At 69.2% G+C, this 20,824-nt stretch carries 15 protein-coding genes; 3 read left to right on the top strand and 12 right to left on the bottom strand.

Translation table 11 applies throughout. The features are described from left to right. Positions 1-7 precede the first annotated feature (7 nt). From ACFVVK_RS19090 to argC, 9 genes are all read right to left on the bottom strand, one after another. Complete coding sequence (locus tag ACFVVK_RS19090) at positions 8-745, bottom strand: maleylpyruvate isomerase family mycothiol-dependent enzyme (RefSeq protein ID WP_390270598.1); 738 nt, start codon at positions 743-745, stop codon at positions 8-10. 173 nt (positions 746-918) lie between these two features. After that, positions 919-2,346 (bottom strand): argininosuccinate lyase, encoded by a 1,428-nt coding sequence (gene argH, locus ACFVVK_RS19085; protein WP_390270595.1) that lies wholly within the window; start codon positions 2,344-2,346, stop codon positions 919-921. Between the two features lie 4 nt (positions 2,347-2,350). Then, a complete protein-coding gene (locus ACFVVK_RS19080) occupies positions 2,351-3,556 on the bottom strand; it encodes an argininosuccinate synthase (RefSeq protein WP_390270592.1) in 1,206 nt (401 codons plus the stop codon). Between the two features lie 97 nt (positions 3,557-3,653). After that, positions 3,654-4,184 (bottom strand): arginine repressor, encoded by a 531-nt coding sequence (locus tag ACFVVK_RS19075; protein WP_090956491.1) that lies wholly within the window; start codon positions 4,182-4,184, stop codon positions 3,654-3,656. Beyond that, on the bottom strand, positions 4,184-5,215 hold the full coding sequence (gene argF / locus ACFVVK_RS19070; protein ID WP_390270589.1) for an ornithine carbamoyltransferase: 1,032 nt from the start codon (positions 5,213-5,215) through the stop codon (positions 4,184-4,186). Before argF ends, ACFVVK_RS19075 begins: the two co-directional genes overlap by 1 nt. Further along, complete coding sequence (locus ACFVVK_RS19065; RefSeq protein WP_390270586.1) at positions 5,212-6,534, bottom strand: acetylornithine transaminase; 1,323 nt, start codon at positions 6,532-6,534, stop codon at positions 5,212-5,214. Before ACFVVK_RS19065 ends, argF begins: the two co-directional genes overlap by 4 nt. Beyond that, on the bottom strand, positions 6,531-7,502 hold the full coding sequence (gene argB, locus ACFVVK_RS19060; RefSeq protein WP_390270583.1) for an acetylglutamate kinase: 972 nt from the start codon (positions 7,500-7,502) through the stop codon (positions 6,531-6,533). The genes ACFVVK_RS19065 and argB overlap by 4 nt, the downstream gene beginning before the upstream one ends. Positions 7,503-7,546: 44 nt before the next feature. Continuing rightward, entirely contained in the window at positions 7,547-8,713 is a 1,167-nt protein-coding gene (argJ, locus tag ACFVVK_RS19055; RefSeq protein WP_390270580.1) for a bifunctional glutamate N-acetyltransferase/amino-acid acetyltransferase ArgJ, read from the bottom strand. Next, positions 8,710-9,753 (bottom strand): N-acetyl-gamma-glutamyl-phosphate reductase, encoded by a 1,044-nt coding sequence (gene argC / locus ACFVVK_RS19050; protein WP_390270578.1) that lies wholly within the window; start codon positions 9,751-9,753, stop codon positions 8,710-8,712. Before argC ends, argJ begins: the two co-directional genes overlap by 4 nt. Positions 9,754-9,948: 195 nt before the next feature. Between argC and ACFVVK_RS19045 the strand changes: the two genes are divergently transcribed. The 3 genes from ACFVVK_RS19045 to ACFVVK_RS19035 all read left to right on the top strand — a co-directional run bounded on the left by ACFVVK_RS19045 (position 9,949) and on the right by ACFVVK_RS19035 (position 16,386). After that, a complete protein-coding gene (locus ACFVVK_RS19045; RefSeq protein WP_390270626.1) occupies positions 9,949-10,914 on the top strand; it encodes a quinone oxidoreductase family protein in 966 nt (321 codons plus the stop codon). A 96-nt stretch (positions 10,915-11,010) separates the two neighbouring features. Then, the gene (locus tag ACFVVK_RS19040; RefSeq protein ID WP_390270623.1) at positions 11,011-14,943 is read left to right on the top strand and encodes a Pls/PosA family non-ribosomal peptide synthetase; all 3,933 of its coding nucleotides are present in this window, start codon (positions 11,011-11,013) and stop codon (positions 14,941-14,943) included. A gap of 42 nt (positions 14,944-14,985) precedes the next feature. Continuing rightward, complete coding sequence (locus ACFVVK_RS19035) at positions 14,986-16,386, top strand: M1 family metallopeptidase (protein ID WP_390270576.1); 1,401 nt, start codon at positions 14,986-14,988, stop codon at positions 16,384-16,386. A gap of 31 nt (positions 16,387-16,417) precedes the next feature. On the opposite strand, the gene ACFVVK_RS19030 is transcribed toward ACFVVK_RS19035, so the two are convergent. The 3 genes from ACFVVK_RS19030 to pheS are packed head-to-tail and all read right to left on the bottom strand — an operon-like array spanning position 16,418 to position 20,800. Continuing rightward, on the bottom strand, positions 16,418-17,173 hold the full coding sequence (locus ACFVVK_RS19030) for a 4'-phosphopantetheinyl transferase family protein (protein WP_390270573.1): 756 nt from the start codon (positions 17,171-17,173) through the stop codon (positions 16,418-16,420). Positions 17,174-17,192: 19 nt separating this feature from the next. Continuing rightward, positions 17,193-19,736 (bottom strand): phenylalanine--tRNA ligase subunit beta, encoded by a 2,544-nt coding sequence (pheT, locus tag ACFVVK_RS19025; RefSeq protein WP_390270570.1) that lies wholly within the window; start codon positions 19,734-19,736, stop codon positions 17,193-17,195. Between the two features lie 2 nt (positions 19,737-19,738). Next, positions 19,739-20,800 (bottom strand): phenylalanine--tRNA ligase subunit alpha, encoded by a 1,062-nt coding sequence (gene pheS / locus ACFVVK_RS19020; RefSeq protein WP_390270567.1) that lies wholly within the window; start codon positions 20,798-20,800, stop codon positions 19,739-19,741. Positions 20,801-20,824: the final 24 nt, after the last annotated feature.

The raw sequence follows: 20,824 nt of genomic DNA, 5'->3' as shown, positions 1-20,824 counted from the left end.
TCCGTCCTCACTTGTTGGCGGGCACTCCGGCAGGCCAGGGCAGCAGTTCGGGAAGGTCGACGCCGTCGGCCGCGGCGGTGGCGCGCAGGCTGCCAAGCGTCGGCGTGCGGCCGGCCAGCCACGCGGCAATGTCTGTGACCATGCCGCTGATCACCGTCGATTTGCCGCCGCTACCGATTGCTGCCGCAGGCAGGCCGAGCGGCTGGAGCACAAAGCGCTGGCCTTCAGGTACCCGGGCGGCCAGGAAGTCGAAGAGGTGCTCGCAGAACGGCCGGCTCCAGGCTTCCGGCCCGCGGCCGGTGCCGAGATCGGTGGCGTGGATGACAAGTTCGCGCCACAGCGCCAGGCCGCCGTCGAACACCACTCCCCCGCGGTAGCTGATGGGCTCGTGCCAGCCTGCCGCATCGAGGGAGCCGAAGGCACGCAGTGCCCTGTCCAACGCCGCGGCGAGGTCGGCGCGGTGCTCATCGAGGCCGTGTCCGGCAGCCATCTCGATGGCGCGGTTGCGGCCCTCGTAGCCGCCGTCGTAAAGCTCGATGCTCTCGCCGCGGGCGGCGTATTCGAGCTGGCGGGCCATGGCGTTGGCGATGCCGCACATATGGGCAAGCACATGCCCGCGGCTCCAGCCCGGCAGGCCCGATGGCGCCTTGATGTCCTGTTCCGCCAGTTTCGCGGCGATTCCGGTCACGACGTCGGCGGCGCGGCGGAGTTCATCCAGCAGGTTTTCGGGTGTGATTGAGGTCATGGCGCCCATCCTAACCGAGCCACCGGATTAACCACGATTAACTCAGCGGTGTCCCGGTCCGGATCCCGCAGCCCAACGCTCTCTCACCTTTGGCAGGAAATCCGCCGACCCTCCTGCAAGTAGTGCAGGAGGGTCGGCGGAAACGCTGCAAGAGGTGAGGGAGCGTGTGGAAGCTAGCCGGCGTACTCCCGCACGGTGTCGAGCTCTGCTTCAAGCGCCAGCAGCTGGCGTTCGACGGCGGCTGGAGCCGTGCCGCCCTGGGAGTTGCGGCTGTTGAGCGAACCCTCGGTGGACAGGACCGTGCGGACCTCCGGGGTCAGGTGCTCCGAGATCGCGGCGTATTCCTCGTCCGTCAGGTCCCAAAGCTCCACGCCGCGGCTTTCGGCCTGCTTGACCGCGGCGCCGGACAGCTCGTGCGCCTCGCGGAACGGAACGCCCTGCCGGACGAGCCATTCGGCGATGTCCGTGGCCAGCGCAAAGCCCTGCGGTGCCAGCGATTCCATCCGCTCGGTGTTGAACGTCAGGGTCGCGATCATGCCGGAGACGGCCGGAAGCAGGACTTCCAGGGTGTCGGCGGCGTCGAAGACCGGTTCCTTGTCCTCCTGCAGGTCGCGGTTGTACGCGAGCGGCAGGCCCTTGAGCGTGGCCAGGAGCCCCGTGAGGTTGCCGATCAGCCGGCCGGCCTTGCCGCGCGCGAGCTCGGCGACGTCCGGGTTCTTCTTCTGCGGCATGATCGAGGAGCCCGTGGAGTAGGAATCGTGCAGGGTGACAAAGGAGAACTCCTTCGTGGCCCACAGGATCACTTCCTCCGAGACCCGGGACAGGTCAACGCCGATCATGGCGGTGACCCAGGCGAACTCGGCGAAGACATCGCGGGAGGCGGTGCCGTCGATCGAGTTGTGCGCGGCCGAGAAGAAGCCCAGGTCCGCGGCCACAGCCTCCGGGTCCAGGCCCAGGGAAGACCCGGCAAGCGCCCCGGAGCCATACGGCGAAACACCCGCGCGCTTGTCCCAGTCGGCGAGCCGCTGCACGTCGCGCAGCAGCGCCCAGGCGTGGGCCAGCAGGTGGTGGCTGAGCAGGACCGGCTGGGCGTGCTGCAGGTGGGTGCGGCCGGGCATGGCCACGCCCTGGTGCGCCTTGGCCTGCTCCACGAGCGCATCGATGGTCACCAGCACACCGCGGGCGATGATCCGGGCGTGGTCGCGCAGGAACATCCGGCCCAGGGTGGCCACCTGGTCGTTGCGGGACCGGCCGGCGCGGAGCTTGCCGCCCAGCTGGGTGCCGGCGCGCTCGATCAGGCCGCGCTCCAGCGATCCGTGCACGTCCTCGTCGGACTCAGCCGGCGTGTACGCACCAGTTGCCACGTCCGCATCCAGCCGGTCCAGGGCGTCAAGCATGCCTTCGAGCTCGGCGTCGTCCAGCAGCCCGGCCTTGTGCAGCACACGGGCGTGCGCCTTCGAGCCGGCGATGTCGTAGCGGGCCAGCCGCCAGTCGAAGTGCGTGGACTTGCTCAGCGCGGCGAGGGCGTCCGCGGGGCCGCCGGCGAACCGGCCGCCCCACAGCGCACCCGTGTTGGTGGCTTCCGACTTCTGCTCAGCCACAGGGCTACTTTCCTGCGACGCGGATGTCGCGGCCGGAGGCCACCTTGGCGGACATGCCCCACAGCTCGATGAAGCCGCGAGCCATGGACTGGTCGAAGGTGTCGCCGGTGTCGTACGTGGCGAGATCGAAGTCGTAGAGCGAAGTCTCGGAGCGGCGGCCGTTGACGATCGCCTGGCCGCCGTGCAGGACCATGCGGATATCGCCGGAGACGTAGCGCTGGGTGTCTTCGATGAACGCGTCGAGGGAGCGCTTGAGCGGGGAGAACCACTGGCCGTCGTAGACCAGCTCGGCCCAGCGCTGGCCGACGGTGGCCTTGAAGCGGGCCTGCTCGCGCTCGATCGTGATGTCCTCGAGGTGCTTGTGTGCGGTGATCAGCGCCATGGCGCCTGGCGCCTCGTAGATTTCGCGGGACTTGATGCCGACGAGGCGGTCCTCGACGACGTCGATCCGGCCGACACCCTGGGCGCCGGCGCGGCGGTTGAGTTCCTTGATGGCCTGCAGCGGGGTGACCTTGACGCCGTCGATCGCTACGGGCACGCCGGCTTCGAAGGAGATGGTGGCCTCATCCGGTGCCGGCGGGAACTCCGGGGTGGCGGTGTAGTCGTAGATGTCCTTCGTGGGCGCGTTCCAGATGTCCTCAAGGTAGCCGGTCTCGACGGCGCGGCCCCAGACGTTCTGGTCGATCGAGTACGGGTTCTTCTTGGTGGTCTCGATCGGCAGTCCCTTCTCCTCGGCGAAGGCGATCGCCTTGTCACGGGTCAGGGCGAGGTCGCGGACCGGGGCGATGCACTTCAGGTCCGGGCCAAGGGTCTGGATGCCCACCTCGAAGCGGACCTGGTCGTTGCCCTTGCCGGTGCAGCCGTGGGCCACCGTGGTGGCGCCGAATTCGCGGGCGGCCTTGACCAGGTGCTTGACGATCACCGGGCGGGAGATGGCCGAGACCAGCGGGTAGTGGCCCTGGTAGAGGGCGTTGGCCTTCAGCGTGGGCACGCAGTACTCGTTGGCGAACTCATCGGACGCGTCGGCCACATAGGCTTCGACGGCTCCGCAGCCCAGCGCGCGCTGGCGGATAGTCTCCAGCGATTCGCCGCCCTGTCCGACGTCGACCGCTACGGCGATGACCTCGGCGCCGGTGGCTTCACCGATCCAGCCGATGGCTACGGAAGTATCCAGGCCACCGGAGTAGGCCAGAACAATACGCTCAGTCACTTCACATGCTCCTTAGTTGTTTGGTTCATTGATCTTGCTTGCAAGCCTGTCACAAAATCCCGGTGCTTCCCGGTCCCTTGACGGGCTGGCGATGCGGCTATTGGCCGGCTTCCTCGGCGAACTGCAGGAAGCGTGCGGCGATGTCCGGGCCGCCCAGGGGGTCCCGGGTGACGAGCAGGACAGTGTCGTCCCCGGCGATGGTGCCCAGGATCGAGGGCATCACGGAGTGATCGATCGCGAGGGCCAGGAAGTTCGCGGCGCCCGGCGGAGTCCTGAGCACCACCAGGTTGGCCGAGGCCTCGGCCGTGACGAGGAGCTCCCCGCACAGCCGGGTCAGCCGGGCGTCGAGGATTTCCTGGGTGACGCCGCTCTTGGCCGCCCGTTCGCCGCCCTCGCCAGGGACGGCGTAGACCAGCACGCCGTCCTTGCCGCGGACCCGGACGGCGCCGAGTTCGACGAGGTCCCGGGAGAGCGTGGCCTGGGTGACCTGGACGCCGTCGTCCGCCAGCAGCGCCGCCAGCTCAGCCTGGGACCGGACCGATTCGCCGGTCAGGATGGCGGTGATCCGTGCCTGCCGGGCCGTCTTGGTGGCCGGGCTGGCCCCCGGGGAGGCGGGCTGGGCGGACATCAGGCCGGGCCGTTCACCGGAGCGGGTCCATCAACCGGTCCCAGCGGCTCGACCGGCGCGAGACCGTCAACAACAGCCAGGCCGGAACGGTGCATGAGCCACGCCATGAGCGCCTTCTGGGCGTGCAGCCGGTTTTCGGCCTCGTCCCAGACCACCGACTGCGGGCCGTCAATGACGTCTGCGGCGATCTCGTAGCCGCGGTAGGCCGGCAGGCAGTGCAGCACGACGGCGTCCGTTGCCGCGAGCTTCATGGCATCGGCGTCCACGGAGTAGTCGCGGAACAGCTTCATCCGCGCTTCCTTCTCCGCTTCCTGGCCCATGGAGACCCACGTGTCGGTGGCGACGACGTCGGCGCCGCGGAGCGCCTCGGCGGCGTCGGTTGTCACGAGCACTGAGCCGCCGGTCTCCGCCGCGCGGTCCTCGGCGGCGGCGACGATGTCCGCGTCCGGCAGGTACCCCTCCGGGCCCGCGATCCGGACGTGCATGCCCGCGGTGACGCCGGCCAGCAGGTAGGAATTGGCCATGTTGTTGGCGGAGTCGCCCAGGTACGCCATGGTCAGGCCTTTGAGTTCACCCTTGTGTTCCTTGACGGTCAGCAGGTCGGCAAGAAGCTGGCACGGGTGGTAGTCATCGCACAGCGCGTTGATGACCGGCACGCGCGAGTTCGCGGCCATGGCGACGAGGCCGGCATGCGCGCCGGTGCGCCACACGATGGTGGACACCATGCGCTCAAGGACCTTGGCCGTGTCCTCGACGGACTCCTTGTGGCCGATCTGCGCCTCGCCGGGGTTGATGATGAGCGCATTGCCGCCCATGTCCGCGATGCCGGTGGCGAAGGAGACCCTGGTCCGGGTGGAGGTCTTGTCAAAGATCACGGCCACGGTCTTGCGGCCGCCGGCATCCGCGGCGAAGGGCTGCACGCTGTACGGCGCGGCCTTCATCCGCACAGCGAGGTCCAGGACCTCCGCCTGTTCGGCCGGGCTGAGGTCTGTGTCCTTGAGGAAGTGGCGGGTGGTCACTGATGCGCTCACTGGGCGTCCTTTGCAGCGTTGTTCTTGGCGGTCTCGAGCAGTGCGGGCAGCGCGGCCAGGAAACCATCGGCCTGCCCGGTGGCCAGGATCAGCGGCGGCGCCAGCCGGATGGTGCGCTGGCCCGGGCTGTTGACGATGAACCCGGCGTCGAGTCCGGCGGCAACGACGCCCGGGGCGACGTCGGCGTCGAGGTCGAACCCGATCAGCAGACCCTCGCCGCGGACTTCGGTCACGCCGTCGATTGCCGCAAGGCCGGCGCGCAGGTGCTCCCCCACCGCCCGGACATGGGCCAGGACATCCTGGTTCTCAAGGACGTGCAGGGTGGCGAGGGCGGCCGCGGTGGCCACCGGGTTGCCGCCGAAGGTGGTCCCATGCTGGCCGGCGGTCAGCAGTGCGGATGTTTCCGCCCCGAAGGTCACGAGGGCACCGATCGGGAAGCCGCCGCCCAGGCCCTTGGCGAGGGTCACGGCGTCGGGCACGATTCCGGCGTCCTCGCTGGCCAGCCACTTGCCCGTGCGGCCGATGCCGGTCTGGACCTCGTCGAGGATCAGGAGGGCGCCGGCCGCGGTGGTGGCCTCGCGGGCAGCCTTGAGGTAGCCGGCGGGCAGGGGGCGGACCCCTGCCTCGCCCTGGATGGGTTCGAGCACGACGGCGGCGGTGGTGTCGTCCACGGCGGCGCGGAGGGCCTCGATGTCACCGAAGGGAATGTGCACGACGCCGCCGGGCAGCGGCGCGAACGGTGCCCGGTATGCCTCCTTGGAGGTCAGGGCAAGGGCGCCCATGGTGCGGCCGTGGAAGGCGCCTTCGAGCGCGATGATCTTGGTGCGCGGCGGCTGGCCAGCTTCCTGGCCGGCGCCATCCCGGCTGGCGCCGGTATTCCGGCGCGCCAGTTTGAAGGCCGCTTCGACGGCCTCGGTGCCGGAGTTGGCGAAGAACACCTTGGACCCGGCCGGCGCCTTGGACAGTTCCAGCAGCTTCTCGGCCAGGGCGATCTGGGTGGGGCTGGTGAAGAAATTGGAGACGTGTCCCAGGGTGGCCAGCTGGCTGGAGATCACCGAGGTGACGAAGGGGTGGGCGTGGCCCAGGGCGTTGACCGCGATGCCGCCGAGCAGGTCCAGGTATTCCTTGCCGTCGGCGTCCCACACGAGGCAGCCGGCGCCGCGGACCAGGACGCGCTGCGGGGTGCCGAAGACACCCAGCAGGGAGGAGGAGTAGCGGGCGAGCCACTGTTCGCCGGTGGTTTGGCCAACGAGCGCGCTTGCGGCGGTCACCGCAGCGGCGGGGGTTTCGGTGGGCTGGCTCAGTTCGGTCTGGTTCATTTGCTTTCCTCGTCCGGGACGACCTGGGTGCCAATTCCCGCGGTCGTGAAGGTTTCCAGCAGCATCGAATGCGGCAGCCTGCCGTCCACGATGTGCGCTCGTTCCACGCCGCCCTCGACGGCCTTCAGGCAGGCCTCCATTTTCGGGATCATGCCCGATTCCAGGCCCGGCAGCAGGTCGCGGAGCTCCGAGACCGTCAGCGAGGAGATCAGCGAGGACCGGTCCGGCCAGTTGGCGTACAGGCCCTCCACGTCCGTGAGGATGACGAGCTTGGATGCGCCGAGGGCTTCGGCCACGGCGGCGGCGGCCGTGTCGGCGTTGACGTTCAGGACCTGGCCGGTGGTCTGCGCGCGCTGGCTGCGCTGCGTGCCCTCCAAAGCGTTCGCAGTGCCGTCGTCGTGGATTTCCGGGGCGACGGTGGAGATCACCGGAATCCGGCCGGCGTTCACGATGTCGAGGATGCCTTCCGGGTTTACCCCGACCACCTCGCCCACCAGGCCCAGGTCCACCTCTTCGCCGTCCACCACGGTGCCGGTGCGCACAGCGCGGAGCAGGCCGCCGTCCTCCCCGGACATGCCGACGGCGTACGGGCCGTGGGAGTTGATCAGGCCAACGAGCTCGCGTCCCACCTGGCCGGTGAGGACCATCCGCACCACGTCCATGGCCTCGGGCGTGGTGACGCGCAGCCCGCCTTTGAATTCGGATTCGATTCCGAGCCGGCCGAGCATGGCGTTGATCTGCGGGCCGCCGCCGTGCACCACCACCGGGTGGATCCCGACGTGGTGCAGGAAGACGACGTCCTCGGCGAAGGCGCGGCGGAGCTTGTCGTTGATCATGGCGTTGCCGCCGTACTTGATCACCATGGTGGTGCCGGCAAAGCGCTGGATCCAGGGCAGCGCCTCGATCAGCGTGGCTGCTTTGTCCCCGGCGTCGGCCATGGATGTGGTCTCGCGTGTCTGGGTGTTCATGCTGTTCGTCCTTCTGTTCGTCCTCCCGGTCGTCCTTTCAGGGACTAGCTCGAGTAGGCGCTGTTTTCGTGGACGTAGTCGTGGGTGAGGTCGTTGGTGAGGATCGTGGCCTCGGCCTTCCCGGCCTGCAGGTCGATTTCCACAAGGACCTCCCGGGGTTCCAGGTCCACCAGGTTGCGGTCATCGCCGATGCTGCCTTTGCGGCAGATCTGCACGCCGTTCATGGACACGTTCAGCTGGTCCGGCTCGAACGCCGCGTCGGTGGTGCCGACGGCGGAGAGCACGCGGCCCCAGTTGGGGTCCTTGCCGAAGATTGCGGTCTTGAACAGGTTGGAGCGGGCGACGGCGCGGCTGACCACTTCAGCGTCCCGCTCGCTGGCGGCGTTGAACGTCCGGATCGAAATGTCGTGGCTGGCGCCCTCGGCGTCGCCGATCAGCTTGCGGGCCAGTTCGGCGCAGACCTGGGTCAGGCCCGCGCCGAACTCGGCGGCGGACGGCACGACGCCGGACGCGCCGGACGCCAGCAGCACCACGGTGTCGTTGGTGGACATGCAGCCGTCGGAGTCTGCCCGGTCAAACGTGACACGGGTGGCATCCCGGAGCACGACGTCGAGCATTTCCGGCTGGACGTCGGCGTCAGTGGTGAGGACCACCAGCATGGTGGCGAGCCCGGGGGCGAGCATCCCGGCGCCCTTGGCCATGCCGCCGATGGTGAATTCGTTGCCGTCTGCATCCGTGCCGGTGTAGACGGCCTGCTTGGACACGGAGTCCGTGGTCATGATTGCCGTCGCGGCCGCGGGGCCGCCGTCCGCGGCGAGGCCGGCGGTGGCGGAGCCGATTCCGGCCAGGATCTTGTCCATGGGCAGCTGCTCGCCGATCAGCCCAGTGGAGCAAACGACGACGTCGGTGGCGGAGACGCCGAGCGCTTCGGCGGTCTTTTCCGCGGTGGTGTGCGTGTTCTGGAAGCCCTGGGGTCCGGTGCAGGCGTTGGCGCCGCCCGAGTTGAGGATGACGGCGTCCACGCGCCCGTCCTTGACCACCTCGCGGGACCAGTGCACGGGGGCGGCGGCGACGCGGTTGGACGTGAAGACCGCCGCGGCGGCTTTGGCCGGGCCGTCGTTGACAACGAGGGCCAGGTCAGGGTTTCCGGAGGCTTTGAGGCCCGCCGTGACCCCGGCGGCGCGGAACCCCTTGGGTGCGGTGATGCTCACGGTGCGACTCCCTGGAGGTTGAGGCCGGCGGTTTCCGCCAGGCCGAGGGCAATGTTCATGGACTGCACGGCCCCGCCTGCGGTCCCCTTGGTCAGGTTGTCGATGGCGCAGCACACGATCACGCGGCCGGTGTGCTCGTCGAAGGCGAGCTGCAGGACGGCGTGGTTGGAGCCCTGCACGGATTTGGTGGTGGGCCACTGGCCTTCCGGGAGCAGGTGCACGAACGGCTCCTCGGCATAGGCATCGGACCAGGCCTCGCGCAACTGCGCCGCTGTGACGCTGCGTCCTGGCTGCTGCCGGACCTTGGCTGTCGCCGTGGTGAGGATGCCCCGGCTCATCGGGGCCAGCGTGGGCGTGAAGGAGACGGTGACGGGCGCGCCGAGGGCCTTGGACAACCCCTGTTCGATCTCCGGGGTGTGGCGGTGTCCGCCGCCGACTCCGTAGGGGCTCATCGAGCCCATGACCTCGGCGCCAATCAGATTGACCTTGGCAGCCTTGCCGGCGCCGGACGTGCCGGACGCCGCGACGATCACGACGTCGTCGCCTTCCACCAGACCGTTGCTGAAGCCGGGGGTCAGTGCCAGCAGGGCCGAGGTCGGGTAGCAGCCGGGGACGGCGATCCGGGTGGCGCCGCGGAGCGCGTCGCGCTGCCCGGGCAGTTCCGGGAGTCCGTAGGGCCAGGTCCCGGCATGCGCCGAGCCGTAAAACTTCTCCCAGGCCTGCGCATCCTCGAGGCGGTGGTCCGCGCCTGCGTCGATCACCACGGTCCCGGCCGGCAGCTGGGCCGCGATCTCAGCGGACGCCCCGTGCGGCAATGCCAGGAACACGACGTCGTGCCCAGCGAGGTTTTCCACACTGGTCTCTTCCAGGATCCGGTCGGCGAGACCATGGAGATGCGGCTGCAATTCCCCTAGTCTGGAACCGGCGTTGCTGTGGGCCGTGATGGCCCCGATAGTGACGTCGGGATGGCCGGCGAGGAGCCGCAGGACCTCGCCGCCGGCATAACCGCTCGCCCCGGAAACGGCAACAGAAATAGTCATAGAAACGACTATACAGCAAGAGTATGCATAGATGCCGATATTTATGCATGCATGCGGTTGCGCCCGGCGGAGTCGCGCCCGTGGCCCTGCATCACGTGACGGCCGGTTACGGCCAGCCTCTTCAGGGTTGTCGCCGGTGTCCCTAGGATGGTCGAAGGGACCGGGACAGGAAGCCCCGCCCGGAAGAGGAGTCATCTGATGCACGCAATTGTCGCCGGCCGGGCCGGGGGGCCCGAGGTCCTTGAGTTCAACGAAACAGCCCGTCCCGTTCCGGGCCCGGGCCAGCTGCTGGTCAAGGTCGCGGCCGCGGGCGTGAATTTCATCGACACCTACAAGCGCAGCGGCGTCTACAAGGTCAGCTACCCCTTCACCCCCGGCTCCGAGGCCTCAGGCACCGTCGAAGAGATCGGCGACGGCGTCACTGTCTTCGCCCCTGGCGACCGGGTGGCCACCGCAGAGGGCATCGACTGCTACGCGGACTACGCCCTGGTCGATGAAGACAAGGCGCTCCCGGTTCCGGACGGCCTGGACGATTTCACCGCCGCGGCGCTGCCGCTGCAGGGCGTGACGGCGCACTACCTGATCAATTCCACCTTCAAGGTCGAGGCCGGCCACACCGTGCTGCTGCATGCCGGCGCCGGCGGAGTGGGCCTCCTCCTGATCCAGCTGCTCAAAGCCAAGGGGGCCAAGGTCATCACCACGGTTTCCTCGGACGAAAAAGAGCAACTGGCCCTTGCGGCCGGCGCCGACCACGTGCTGCGCTACGACGGTTTCGCGGACCGCGTCCGGGACCTGACGAGCGGCACCGGCGCGGACGTCGTGTACGACGGCGTCGGAAAAGACACCTTCGATGGCTCCCTGGCGTCGCTGCGGATCCGGGGCACGCTGGTGCTGTTCGGCGGGGCATCCGGTCCGGTCCCGCCGTTCGACCCGCAGCGGCTCAATGCCGGCGGTTCCCTTTACCTCACGCGGCCGACCATGGGCCACTACCTGCGCGACGCCAGGGAACGCCGCTGGCGTTCCGACGAGATCTTTGCCGCCGCTGCCGAGGGCAGCCTCAAGGTCCGGATCGGCGCCCGCTATTCCCTCGCCGAGGCCGGCCGGGCCCACGATGACCTCGAACAGCGCCGGACCACCGGCAAGGTCATCCTGATCCCCTAGCCACGCGGGCAACACCATCCGTTCAACTCATGCAGGGACAATGCGCCAGTGACCGAGCAACAGCTGACCCCGAGCAACGCCCCACCCGCCGGCACGGTGCGGAACCTGACGGCGGAGGGCGCCCCCGCCCATGAGCCCCAACTGCCTGGCTCGCTGTCCGCCCCGCCGGCGCGGACGCTGATCGACATCCTCGCCGCTACCGCCTCCAGCTTTCCGGACGCCTCCGCCCTCGACGACGGCCACCGCTCACTGAGCTACGCCCAGCTCATGAACGAAGTCCGCGCAACGGCGCGGAAACTGCACCTGGCCGGGCTGGGCGCCGGGGACAAGATCGGCGTCAGGATCCCCTCCGGCACCAACGAGCTGTACATCTCGATCCTCGCGGTGATGCTGGTCGGTGCGGCGTACGTGCCCGTCGACGCCGATGACCCGGACGAGCGGGCCAAGCTGGTCTTCGGGGAAGCCCAGGTCGCCGGCATCGTCCGTGCCGGCGGGAAGATTGTCACGGACAGCAGGCACCCCCGGCCGTTCCCCAATGCCAGGCCGCCCGGCCCTGCGGACGACGCCTGGGTAATCTTCACCTCAGGCTCTACCGGCACACCCAAGGGCGTCGCGGTGCAGCACCGCTCGGCCGCTGCGTTCGTAGATGCCGAGGCCCGCCTCTTCCTGCAGGACGATCCCTTGGGCCCCCAGGACCGGGTGCTGGCAGGATTGTCCGTCGCCTTTGATGCCTCCTGCGAGGAGATGTGGCTGGCGTGGCGCCACGGTGCCTGCCTCGTGCCGGCGCCGCGCGCGCTGGTCCGGACCGGGATGGACCTTGGCCCGTGGCTCATCAGCCACGGCATCACCGTCGTCTCCACGGTCCCCACGTTGGCCGCTCTCTGGCCTGTCGAGTCACTCGAAAGCGTCCGCCTGCTGATCTTCGGCGGGGAGGCGTGTCCGCCGGACCTTGCCGAGCGGCTGGCCGTCGACGGCCGGGAAGTGTGGAACACCTACGGTCCCACCGAGGCCACCGTTGTCGCATGCGCCGCGCGGCTGGGCACCCCCGGCCCCGTCCGGATCGGGCTGCCGCTGGACGGGTGGGACCTCGCGGTCGTCGGGCAGGACTCGCTGCCGGTCGCCGAAGGCGCCGTGGGCGAACTGATCATCGGCGGCGTGGGGCTGGCCCGGTACCTTGACCCGGCCAAGGACGCGGAAAAGTACGCCCCGATGCCGTCCTTGGGCTGGGCCCGCGCCTACCGTTCCGGCGACCTCGTCAGGTACGAAGCCGAGGGCCTCATCTTCCAGGGCCGCGCCGACGAACAGGTCAAGCTCGGTGGCCGCCGGATCGAGCTGGGGGAAATCGATGCCGCCCTGCAGTCACTGCCGGATGTCGCCGGCGCGGCCGCCGCGGTACAGACCACGGCGGCCGGCAACCAGATCCTGGTCGGTTACCTTGCTGCGGTGTCGGGCCGGGACATCGATCTCACGGCCGCGCGCGACCTCCTGGGCGAAAGCCTTCCGGCACCCATGATCCCGCTCCTGACGCTCGTGGACTCGTTGCCCACCAAGACCAGCGGCAAAGTGGACCGCCACGCGCTGCCCTGGCCGCTTGCCGGAACCGGTGCCGCCGAGGCCGACGCCGCCCCGCTGAACCTGCCCGCGGACGCGCAGTGGATCGTGGAGCAATGGAGTGCCGTTCTGGGCAGCCCGGTCAAGAGCCTCGACGCCGATTTCTTCGCTTACGGCGGCGGTTCGCTGGCCGCCGCGCAGCTGGTGTCCGCACTGCGCGTCCGCTACCCCACCGTCACGGTGGCCGACATCTACGCGACCCCCAGGGTGGGCGCCCTGGTGGATGCGGCCCGTCAGTCCCTGCCAGAGGGCGGTGCCGTCCCCGCCCGGGAGCGTACCGTCCGGCCCACGGCCCGGAAGTCCCAGGCGTTCCAGACGCTCATGGGCATCCCCCTGCACATCCTCGTCGGCATGCGCTGGCTGACCTACCTGATGGCTGCCAACAATCTGTTGGCCGCCTTTGCCGGATTTAGCGCCGCGCCCACGATCTCGTGGTGGTGGGTGGGCGCGTCCTGGCTCGTGTTTGTCAGCCCCGCCGGGCGGATGCTGATCTCCGTTGCCGCGGCCCGCATCCTGCTGCGCAATGTGGGGCCCGGGACCTACCCCAGGTCCGGGCGGGTGCACCTGCGGCTCTGGCTGGCCGAACAGATCCAGGACCTCGCCGGCGCCATCAGCCTGGCCAGTGCACCCTGGGTGCCGTACTACGCGAAAGCCCTGGGCGCGAAGATCGGCGACAACGTCCAGTTGCACTCGCTCCCGCCGGTCACAGGGCTGCTGGCGCTTGGTGCCGGATCCAACATTGAGCCGGAAGTCGATCTGTCCGGCTGGTGGATCGACGGCGACCGTGTGCACATTGGCGCCATTCGGATCGGCGCCGGTGCGAGCGTGGGCGCGCGCAGCACACTGATGCCCGGAGCCACTGTGGGGGCCGGAGCGCAGGTGGAGCCCGGCTCGGCCGTGATGGGAAAGGTCAAGGCCGGGCAGCTCGTGGCCGGGTCACCGGCCGGACGCCGGGGCAAGGCGCGGCGCTCGTGGCCGGATTCCCCGCCCGGGCACCGGCTGATCGGCCGGCTGTGGTTCGCCGGGTTCGCCGCGGCATCCACGGTGCTGGCACTCATCCCCTACATCTCCGCCGCCGCGGCGGCCGCCGTCGTCTTCGCGTTCATCCAGGGCAGCGCCTCCCTGTCGGCTGCCCTGCCCGCCATCGCACTGTCCGTCCCGCCGGCAGCGCTGGCGTGGTTCCTGGCCAACCTATTGCTGATCCTTGGCACCACCCGGCTGCTCAGCATCGGCCTCGCGGAAGGCTACTACCGCGTCCGGAGCCGGATCGGCTGGCAGGTTTGGGCGACCGAGCGGGTACTGGATTTGGCCCGGGACCTGCTGTTCCCGATCTATGCCAGCCTCTTCACGCCGGTCTGGCTGCGGCTTCTCGGCGCGAAGGTCGGCCGGAACGTGGAAGCTTCGACGGTGCTGCTCATCCCCCGGATGACCACCGTGGGCGACGGCGCGTTCCTGGCCGACGACACGATGGTGGGGTCCTACGAATTGGACGGCGGCTGGATGCGGATTGCCCCGGCCAAAATCGGCAAGCGGTCCTTCCTTGGCAACTCGGGCATGACGGCGGCCGGCCGCAGCGTCCCCAAGAATTCCCTCGTGGCAGTGCTCTCAGCAACCCCCGCCAAGGCGAAGTCCGGGACGTCATGGCTAGGCAGTCCGCCCGTGCGGCTGCGGCGCACCGCCATCGCATCCGACGACACACGGACCTACCAGCCGCCGCGGAAACTCAAGGTCGCGCGCACCCTGTGGGAGCTCTGCCGGTTCGTCCCGGTCATGCTCACGGTGGCGATCGCCGTCGGCGTGATGCTCGCCTTTGACGCGTTGGCGAGCGTCTTCAACTACGGAATCGCCGCCGTCCTGGGCGGCGTGGTGATCCTCATCGCGGGTGCCGCGGCGGCGGGCAGTGCGGTCGTGGCCAAATGGCTGCTGGTCGGCCGTATCCGCTCCGGGGAGCACCCGTTGTGGAGTTCCTTCATTTGGCGCAACGAGGTCGTGGACACTTTCATCGAGATGGTCAGTGCCCCGTGGTTCGCGCGCTCAGCCACCGGAACACCGGCACTGGTCTGGTGGCTGCGGGCGCTCGGCGCGAGAATCGGTGCCGGTACCTGGTGCGAAAGCTACTGGCTTCCCGAGGCGGACCTCGTGACCCTCGGCAGGAACTCGACCGTGAACCGCGGGTGCGTCGTCCAGACCCATCTCTTCCATGACCGTGTCATGAGCATCGACACTGTTACGCTCGATGACGGGGCCACCATGGGACCGCACGGCGTTATCCTGCCGCAGGCGAGGATCGGCAACGGCGGCACGGTGGGGCCGGCGTCGCTCGTCATGCGCGGCGAAACCGTCCCTGCCGGCACGTACTGGATGGGCAACCCGGTCAGCCCGTGGGACGGGCCGGCACCGCCCGGCGGGACCCGGTAGGCCCACGCACGTCCACCAGCACTCCAACCGAAGGTCGGCCCATTGAGCACCAGTGCACCAAGCAGCAGCGGCGGGAGCATCACCGGCGGAGAGCCTGCCCGGGAGGCCGCCCTCGTCGCCGGCTCACCCGATCCGTATCTGCCGGGCCACGGGACCAATGCCTACCGGGTGACGCGGTACGAACTCGATCTGGACTACAGGGTCAGCACCAACCGTCTCGCGGGGCACGCCGTCCTGCACGCCGTCGCCCAACACCCGACGTCGGCGCTCGTGCTGGACCTGACCGGCTTGCGGGCCACCAAGATCCAGCTCGATGGCCGCAGGGTGCGCAGGTTCAACCAGCGGGACGAGCAGCTCATCGTCTACCCCGACGTGCCGCTGCTCCCGGGCGAGGCCTTCATCCTGGATATCCGCTACGAGGGCTACCCTGCACCCCGCCGCGGGCTGTGGGGCGATGTGGGCTGGGAGGAGCTCTCCGACGGCGTGCTGGTCGCCGGCCAGCCCAACGGTGCCGCCTCCTGGTTCCCCTGCAACGACCACCCGCGGGACAAGGCGAGCTACCGCATCACGGTGACCACTGACGTGAACTACCGGGCGGTGTGCAACGGCGTGCTGCTCTCCCGCACCAGCAGGGCCAGCCGGGAGACCTGGGTTTATGAGCAGGCCGAGCCGATGGCCACGTACCTCGCCACGGTCCAGATCGGCCGGTATGAGCTCCTGACGCTCAATGCCGAGCGGCCGTCAGGACACGTCCCGCAGTATGCTGCCGTTCCCGCGGCCCTGGCGGCCGCCGCCCGGACCGCGCTGGCCCGCCAGCCCGGCATGATGCGGACTTTCACCAACTGTTTTGGGCCGTATCCGTTCCAGGAGTACACCGTGGTAGTCGCCGGGGATGTGCTGGAGATCCCGCTGGAGGCACAAACGCTGTCCATCCTGGGTCCCAACCACTTGCGGCAGGACTGGGACTCGCAACGGCTGATCGCCCACGAGCTCGCCCACCAGTGGTTCGGAAACTCGCTCACAACCGCCACCTGGAAAGACATCTGGCTGCACGAGGGCTTTGCGTGCTACGCGGAATGGCTCTGGTCCGAAGAGTCCGGCGCCATGACGGTGGCGAACCGGGCCCGCGCCGCTTGGCGCAGGCTGGCCGCCGGCGCGCAGGACCTGCTGGTGGGAGACCCCGGCCCGGAGCTGATGTTCGATGACCGCGTCTACAAGCGCGGAGCCCTGACCCTGCACGCCCTACGGGAGCGCTGCGGCGATCTCGCGTTCTTCGCCCTGTTGCACGATTGGGCGGACCGCTTCCGCCACGGCACCGTAACCACTGCCGACTTTATCCTCGCGGCCGCCCACACCACCGGTCTGGACGCGGAGGCCCTGCTGCACCCCTGGCTGTACGAGAAGGCCCTCCCGCCCTTCCCGCAGCCAGCGCCGGAGTTCTGACGGCAGGTTCTGCGAAGCTATCCGCAGTGCGCTACAAACACAGCGCTACGGCGGCCACGAGGTCCGCGGGCAGGCCGGATTCCGCCGGCGGCAGGTCCCGGAGCCCCGTCCGGCCATCCACGCCGCCCTCCCGCACGTCGACAGTGTCCGGGGCCGTCAGCAGCCCCGTGCCGGTCATCTTGAGCCAGGCCTCCTTGCGTGCCCACAGCCGGGCCCTGGCCTGCAGCAGCGACGCGCCGGCCAGCCCCGCCAGGTCCAACCGTTCCGCCGGAGTCAGCACGACGGCGTCGAAGCCCTCGAAGTCCGTCCGCGCAGGATCCTCGACGTCGACGCCCAGGCGCTGGCCCGGCTCCGGATCCAAGACCGCGGCCAGCAGGGTCCAGCCGGCCGCGCGGGACAGGCTGAGCAGCAGCGGCGCGGCCGCACCCCGGAGCAGGTAGCCTGGCCGGCCATGTGAGACGTGCGTGCCGGTTCCGCACCGGGGACAGCTGTAGCAAATGGTGAGGTCCGACGCCGGCACGTCCAGCAGCGCGGCGGCGAGCTTCCGCTGGGCGAGCCGTCCGGCCAGGAAGTCATCCCTGGCCGCCGGCTGGGTAATGGCCCGGGCCCGTTCCAGTTCCGGCCCGTCCAGAAGGGAACGCGACTCGCGTTCCACCTCGCGTTGCAGGTCGCGTTCCAGGCCGGCGCGCTCCAGGTTGGCGTGTTCGAGGTTGGCGTGTTCGAGGTTGGAGGGGGCCCCGGGGACGCGAAAGGGCGGGCTGGCGCGCACAACAAGGTGTGATGCCATGACCTGCCCTTCCGTTTCGTTAGCGCTGGACAGCCCCGAAGCGTTCGTGGGCTGCGGCGACGGCACCTTCGCGCGCAGCCGATGCCTCATCGGCTGTCAGAGTGCGGTCCTCGGCGCGGAAGCGCAGGCTGAACGCGAGCGACTTCTTGCCCTCCTCGATCCCCTTGCCCGCGTAGACGTCAAACAGTGCGACGTCCTCGAGCAGTTCGCCTGCGCCTTCACGCAGGGCCGCGAGCACCTCGCCCGCGGGCACGTCCTGCGGCACCACGAGGGCCACATCCTGCGTCGCCACCGGGTACGTCGAGATGTGCCGGGCCACGATCACGTCGGCAGCAGCCTCGAAGAGGGCGTCGGCGTTCAGTTCCAGCGCCACCGAGCGGGCCGGCATGTCCTGGGCGGCCAGCAGCTTCGGGTGCAGCTCACCGGCATAGCCCACCACTTCGCCGGTGCGCAGCGCGATCTGCGCGGCCCGGCCCGGGTGGAAGGCCTGATGCCGGCCCTGGGTCACGACGAGGTCAATGCCGAGCACGTCGCCGGCGATCCGGGCCACATCCACCGCATCGGCCCAGTCCCACGCCCGCGGGGTGTTGCCCGGGGCGGCTGGCGTGTCGTGCCCTGTCAGCACGGCGCCGACGTGCAGCGGCTGGTCCGGGACGCCGTCGTACAACGCGTCCAGCACCTCATCGGCGGGCTTGACGCCGAGCGGCGGAATCGAGGCAGTGCCAAGCCGTTCGCCGGGCAGGAACACGAGCCCGGCCTCGAAGAGGGCAAGGTCGCGGAAGCCGCGGGAGTGGTTGCGCTTGGCTACCTCGATCAGGCCCGGCAGGATGGAGGTCCGCAGGAAGCCGTGCTCCTCGCTGATCGGGTTGGCCAGCTTGAGCGCCGCGCGTCCCGTGCCCTCGTCAGGGGTGCCGAAGGTGTCGTTGGCGGCCTTGGAAACGAACGGGTACGCCAGCACTTCGGTGAGGCCGGCGTCGGCCAGGGCCTGGATCAAGCGGCGCCGCTGCTGCTGGACGCGCGTCAGGCCGCGGCCCGGGGGCGCCACCGGCAGGGTTGCCGGAATCTGGTCGTAGCCCACCAGCCGGGCGATTTCCTCGGTGAGATCATCCTTGGTTTCCAGATCCGGGCGCCAGCTCGGCGCGGTCACCGTGTATGAACCGCCGTTTTTCTCGACGACGGCGCCAAGGTCTTCGAGCGAGGTCACGATGTGGTCCTCGGTGAAGTCGATTCCGATCCGGGCCGCGGCGTACCCGGCCGGCAGGTCGATGGTGACGGCGTCCGGCGCCGTCCCGACGTCGGTCCCGGCCGCATCCGCCGTACCGCCGGCGAATTCGACGAGCAGGTCGACCACCCGCTGGGCGGCGACATCGGCCACGTGCCAGTCCACGCCACGTTCGAAGCGCTTGGACGCCTCGGACGGCAGCTTGTGGCGGCGGCGGGAACGGGCGATCGAAACTTCGTCGAAGTGGGCGGCCTCGACTAGGACGTTCGTCGTGGAGTCCGACACCTCGGTGTGGGCGCCGCCCATGACGCCGGCGATCCCGATGGGCCCGGAAGCGTCCGTGATCAGCAGGTCCTCGGCGTCGAGCGTGCGCTCCTTGGCATCCAGGGTGGTGATCTTCTCCCCTGCCGTGGCGCGCCGGACGACAATGTCGCCGGCCAGCTTGTCCAGGTCGTAGCAGTGGTTCGGCTGCCCGAGCTCGAGCATGACGTAGTTGGAGATATCCACCGGCAGCGAGATGGACCGGATGCCCGCGAGCCGGAGCCGGGAAACCATCCACGGCGGCGTGGGCCGGGTGGCATCCACGCCGCGCACCGTGCGGGCCACGAAGCGGTCGCAGCCCGGCTTGCCGTAGATCGGAGCGTCATCGTTGAGCTTGACGCCGAAGCCGCCGGACAGCGCCTCCGGGACCTGGACCTTGGACGCCGGGTCGGTGAACGAGGTGCCGGTGGCGTGCGCGTATTCACGCGCCACGCCGCGGATCGAGAACGCATAGCCGCGGTCAGGGGTCACGTTGATTTCGGCTGCCTGGTCGTAGAGGCCCAGAAGTTCCATCGCATCGGTGCCGACCTCTGGATCGAGCCCGATCCGTGAGAGCACCAGGATGCCGTCGTGGTCCTCGCCGATGCCGAGTTCGCGCACGGAGGCGATCATGCCGGCGGACAGGTGCCCGTACGTCTTCCGGGCGGAAATGTGGAAGTCGCCCGGCAGCACGGCACCCGGAAGCGTAACCACCACCTTGTCGCCCTCGACGAAGTTGTGGGCACCGCAGACGATGCCCTGCACGCCGGAGGGATCAATGCCCTTGCCGGTGAGGCTCTGCTGCGCACCTTCGGGGACAACCCGGACCTGGCACCAGTTGATGGTCTTGCCGTTGGTCTGGGGCTCCTTGACGATGCTCAACACCTGGCCCACCACGACGGGGCCTTGGAGGGTGTCGGTGGGGCGGTGGACTGCTTCTTCTTCAAAACCGACCTTGACGAGCTCGGCCATGACGTCTTCGGCCGTTGCTCCGGCCGGTACCTGCGCGAATTCGCGCAGCCAGGAAAGGGGGATACGCACTGTTAGATCTCCATCCCGAAGTGCTCGCTGAAACGTACATCGCCTTCGATCATGTCGCGCATGTCGCCGACCTCGTTGCGGAACATGAGGGTGCGTTCGATGCCCATGCCGAAGGCGAAACCTGAATAGATGTCCGGATCGATGCCGGCCGCACGCAGGACGTTGGGGTTGACCATGCCGCAGCCGCCCCACTCGATCCAGCTGGGACCGCCCTTGGCGCCGGGGTGCCAGATGTCCAGCTCAGCGGACGGTTCGGTGAATGGGAAATAGTTCGGGCGCAGCCGGATCTGGGCTTCATCGCCGAACATCTGGCGTGCGAAGTGCTCCAGGGTGCCGCGGAGGTCAGCCATGCTCAGCTTCTTGTCGATGGCCAGGCCCTCGAACTGGTGGAACACGGGCGTGTGCGTCGCGTCGAGTTCGTCCGTGCGGAACACCTTGCCCGGGCACAGCACATAGATGGGCAGTTCGCGTTCCAGCATGGAGCGGACCTGCACCGGGGAGGTGTGCGTGCGCATGAGCAGGTGCGCCTCGGGTGGTTCGACGAAGAACGTGTCCTGCATGTCGCGGGCGGGGTGGTCCGGCTTGAAGTTCAAAGCGTCGAAGTTGAACCACTCCGATTCGACCTCGGGCCCCTCGGCGATTTCCCAGCCCATGCCGACGAAAATGTCCGCAACGCGGTCCTGCAGCGAGGAGAGCGGGTGGCGGGCGCCGGCCCGGCGCCGGCCCGGCGCCGCCGTGACGTCGACAGTCTCCTCGACGAGGATCCGGGCGTCGTTTTCCGCCTCGAGCTCCGCGGTGCGGTCGGCGAGCGCCTTGTTGACGCGTCCCCGGGACGCGCCCATGAGTTTGCCGGCCGCGGCCTTCTGGTCTTTGGGAAGCGCGCCGATCTCCCGGTTGGCGAGGCTCAACGCGGACTTCTCGCCGGTGTGCGCGAGGCGCACGGCCTTAAGTTCATCGAGGGTCGAGGCGGCGGCGATGGCGGCAACGGCCTGGTCTACGGCAGCGGTAATGGCGGCTTCATCCAAAGGATTCGGGACGGCGGCGCCCGGCAAAGTTTCAGTCATCTACTGTTCTTAGCTACGAGTCGG

This window comes from Arthrobacter sp. NPDC058192, from assembly GCF_042883665.1.
Taxonomy (GTDB): Bacteria; Actinomycetota; Actinomycetes; order Actinomycetales; family Micrococcaceae; genus Arthrobacter.
Note: the sequence above shows the minus strand (reverse complement) of the source record. Positions and strands in the feature narration are given on the sequence as shown.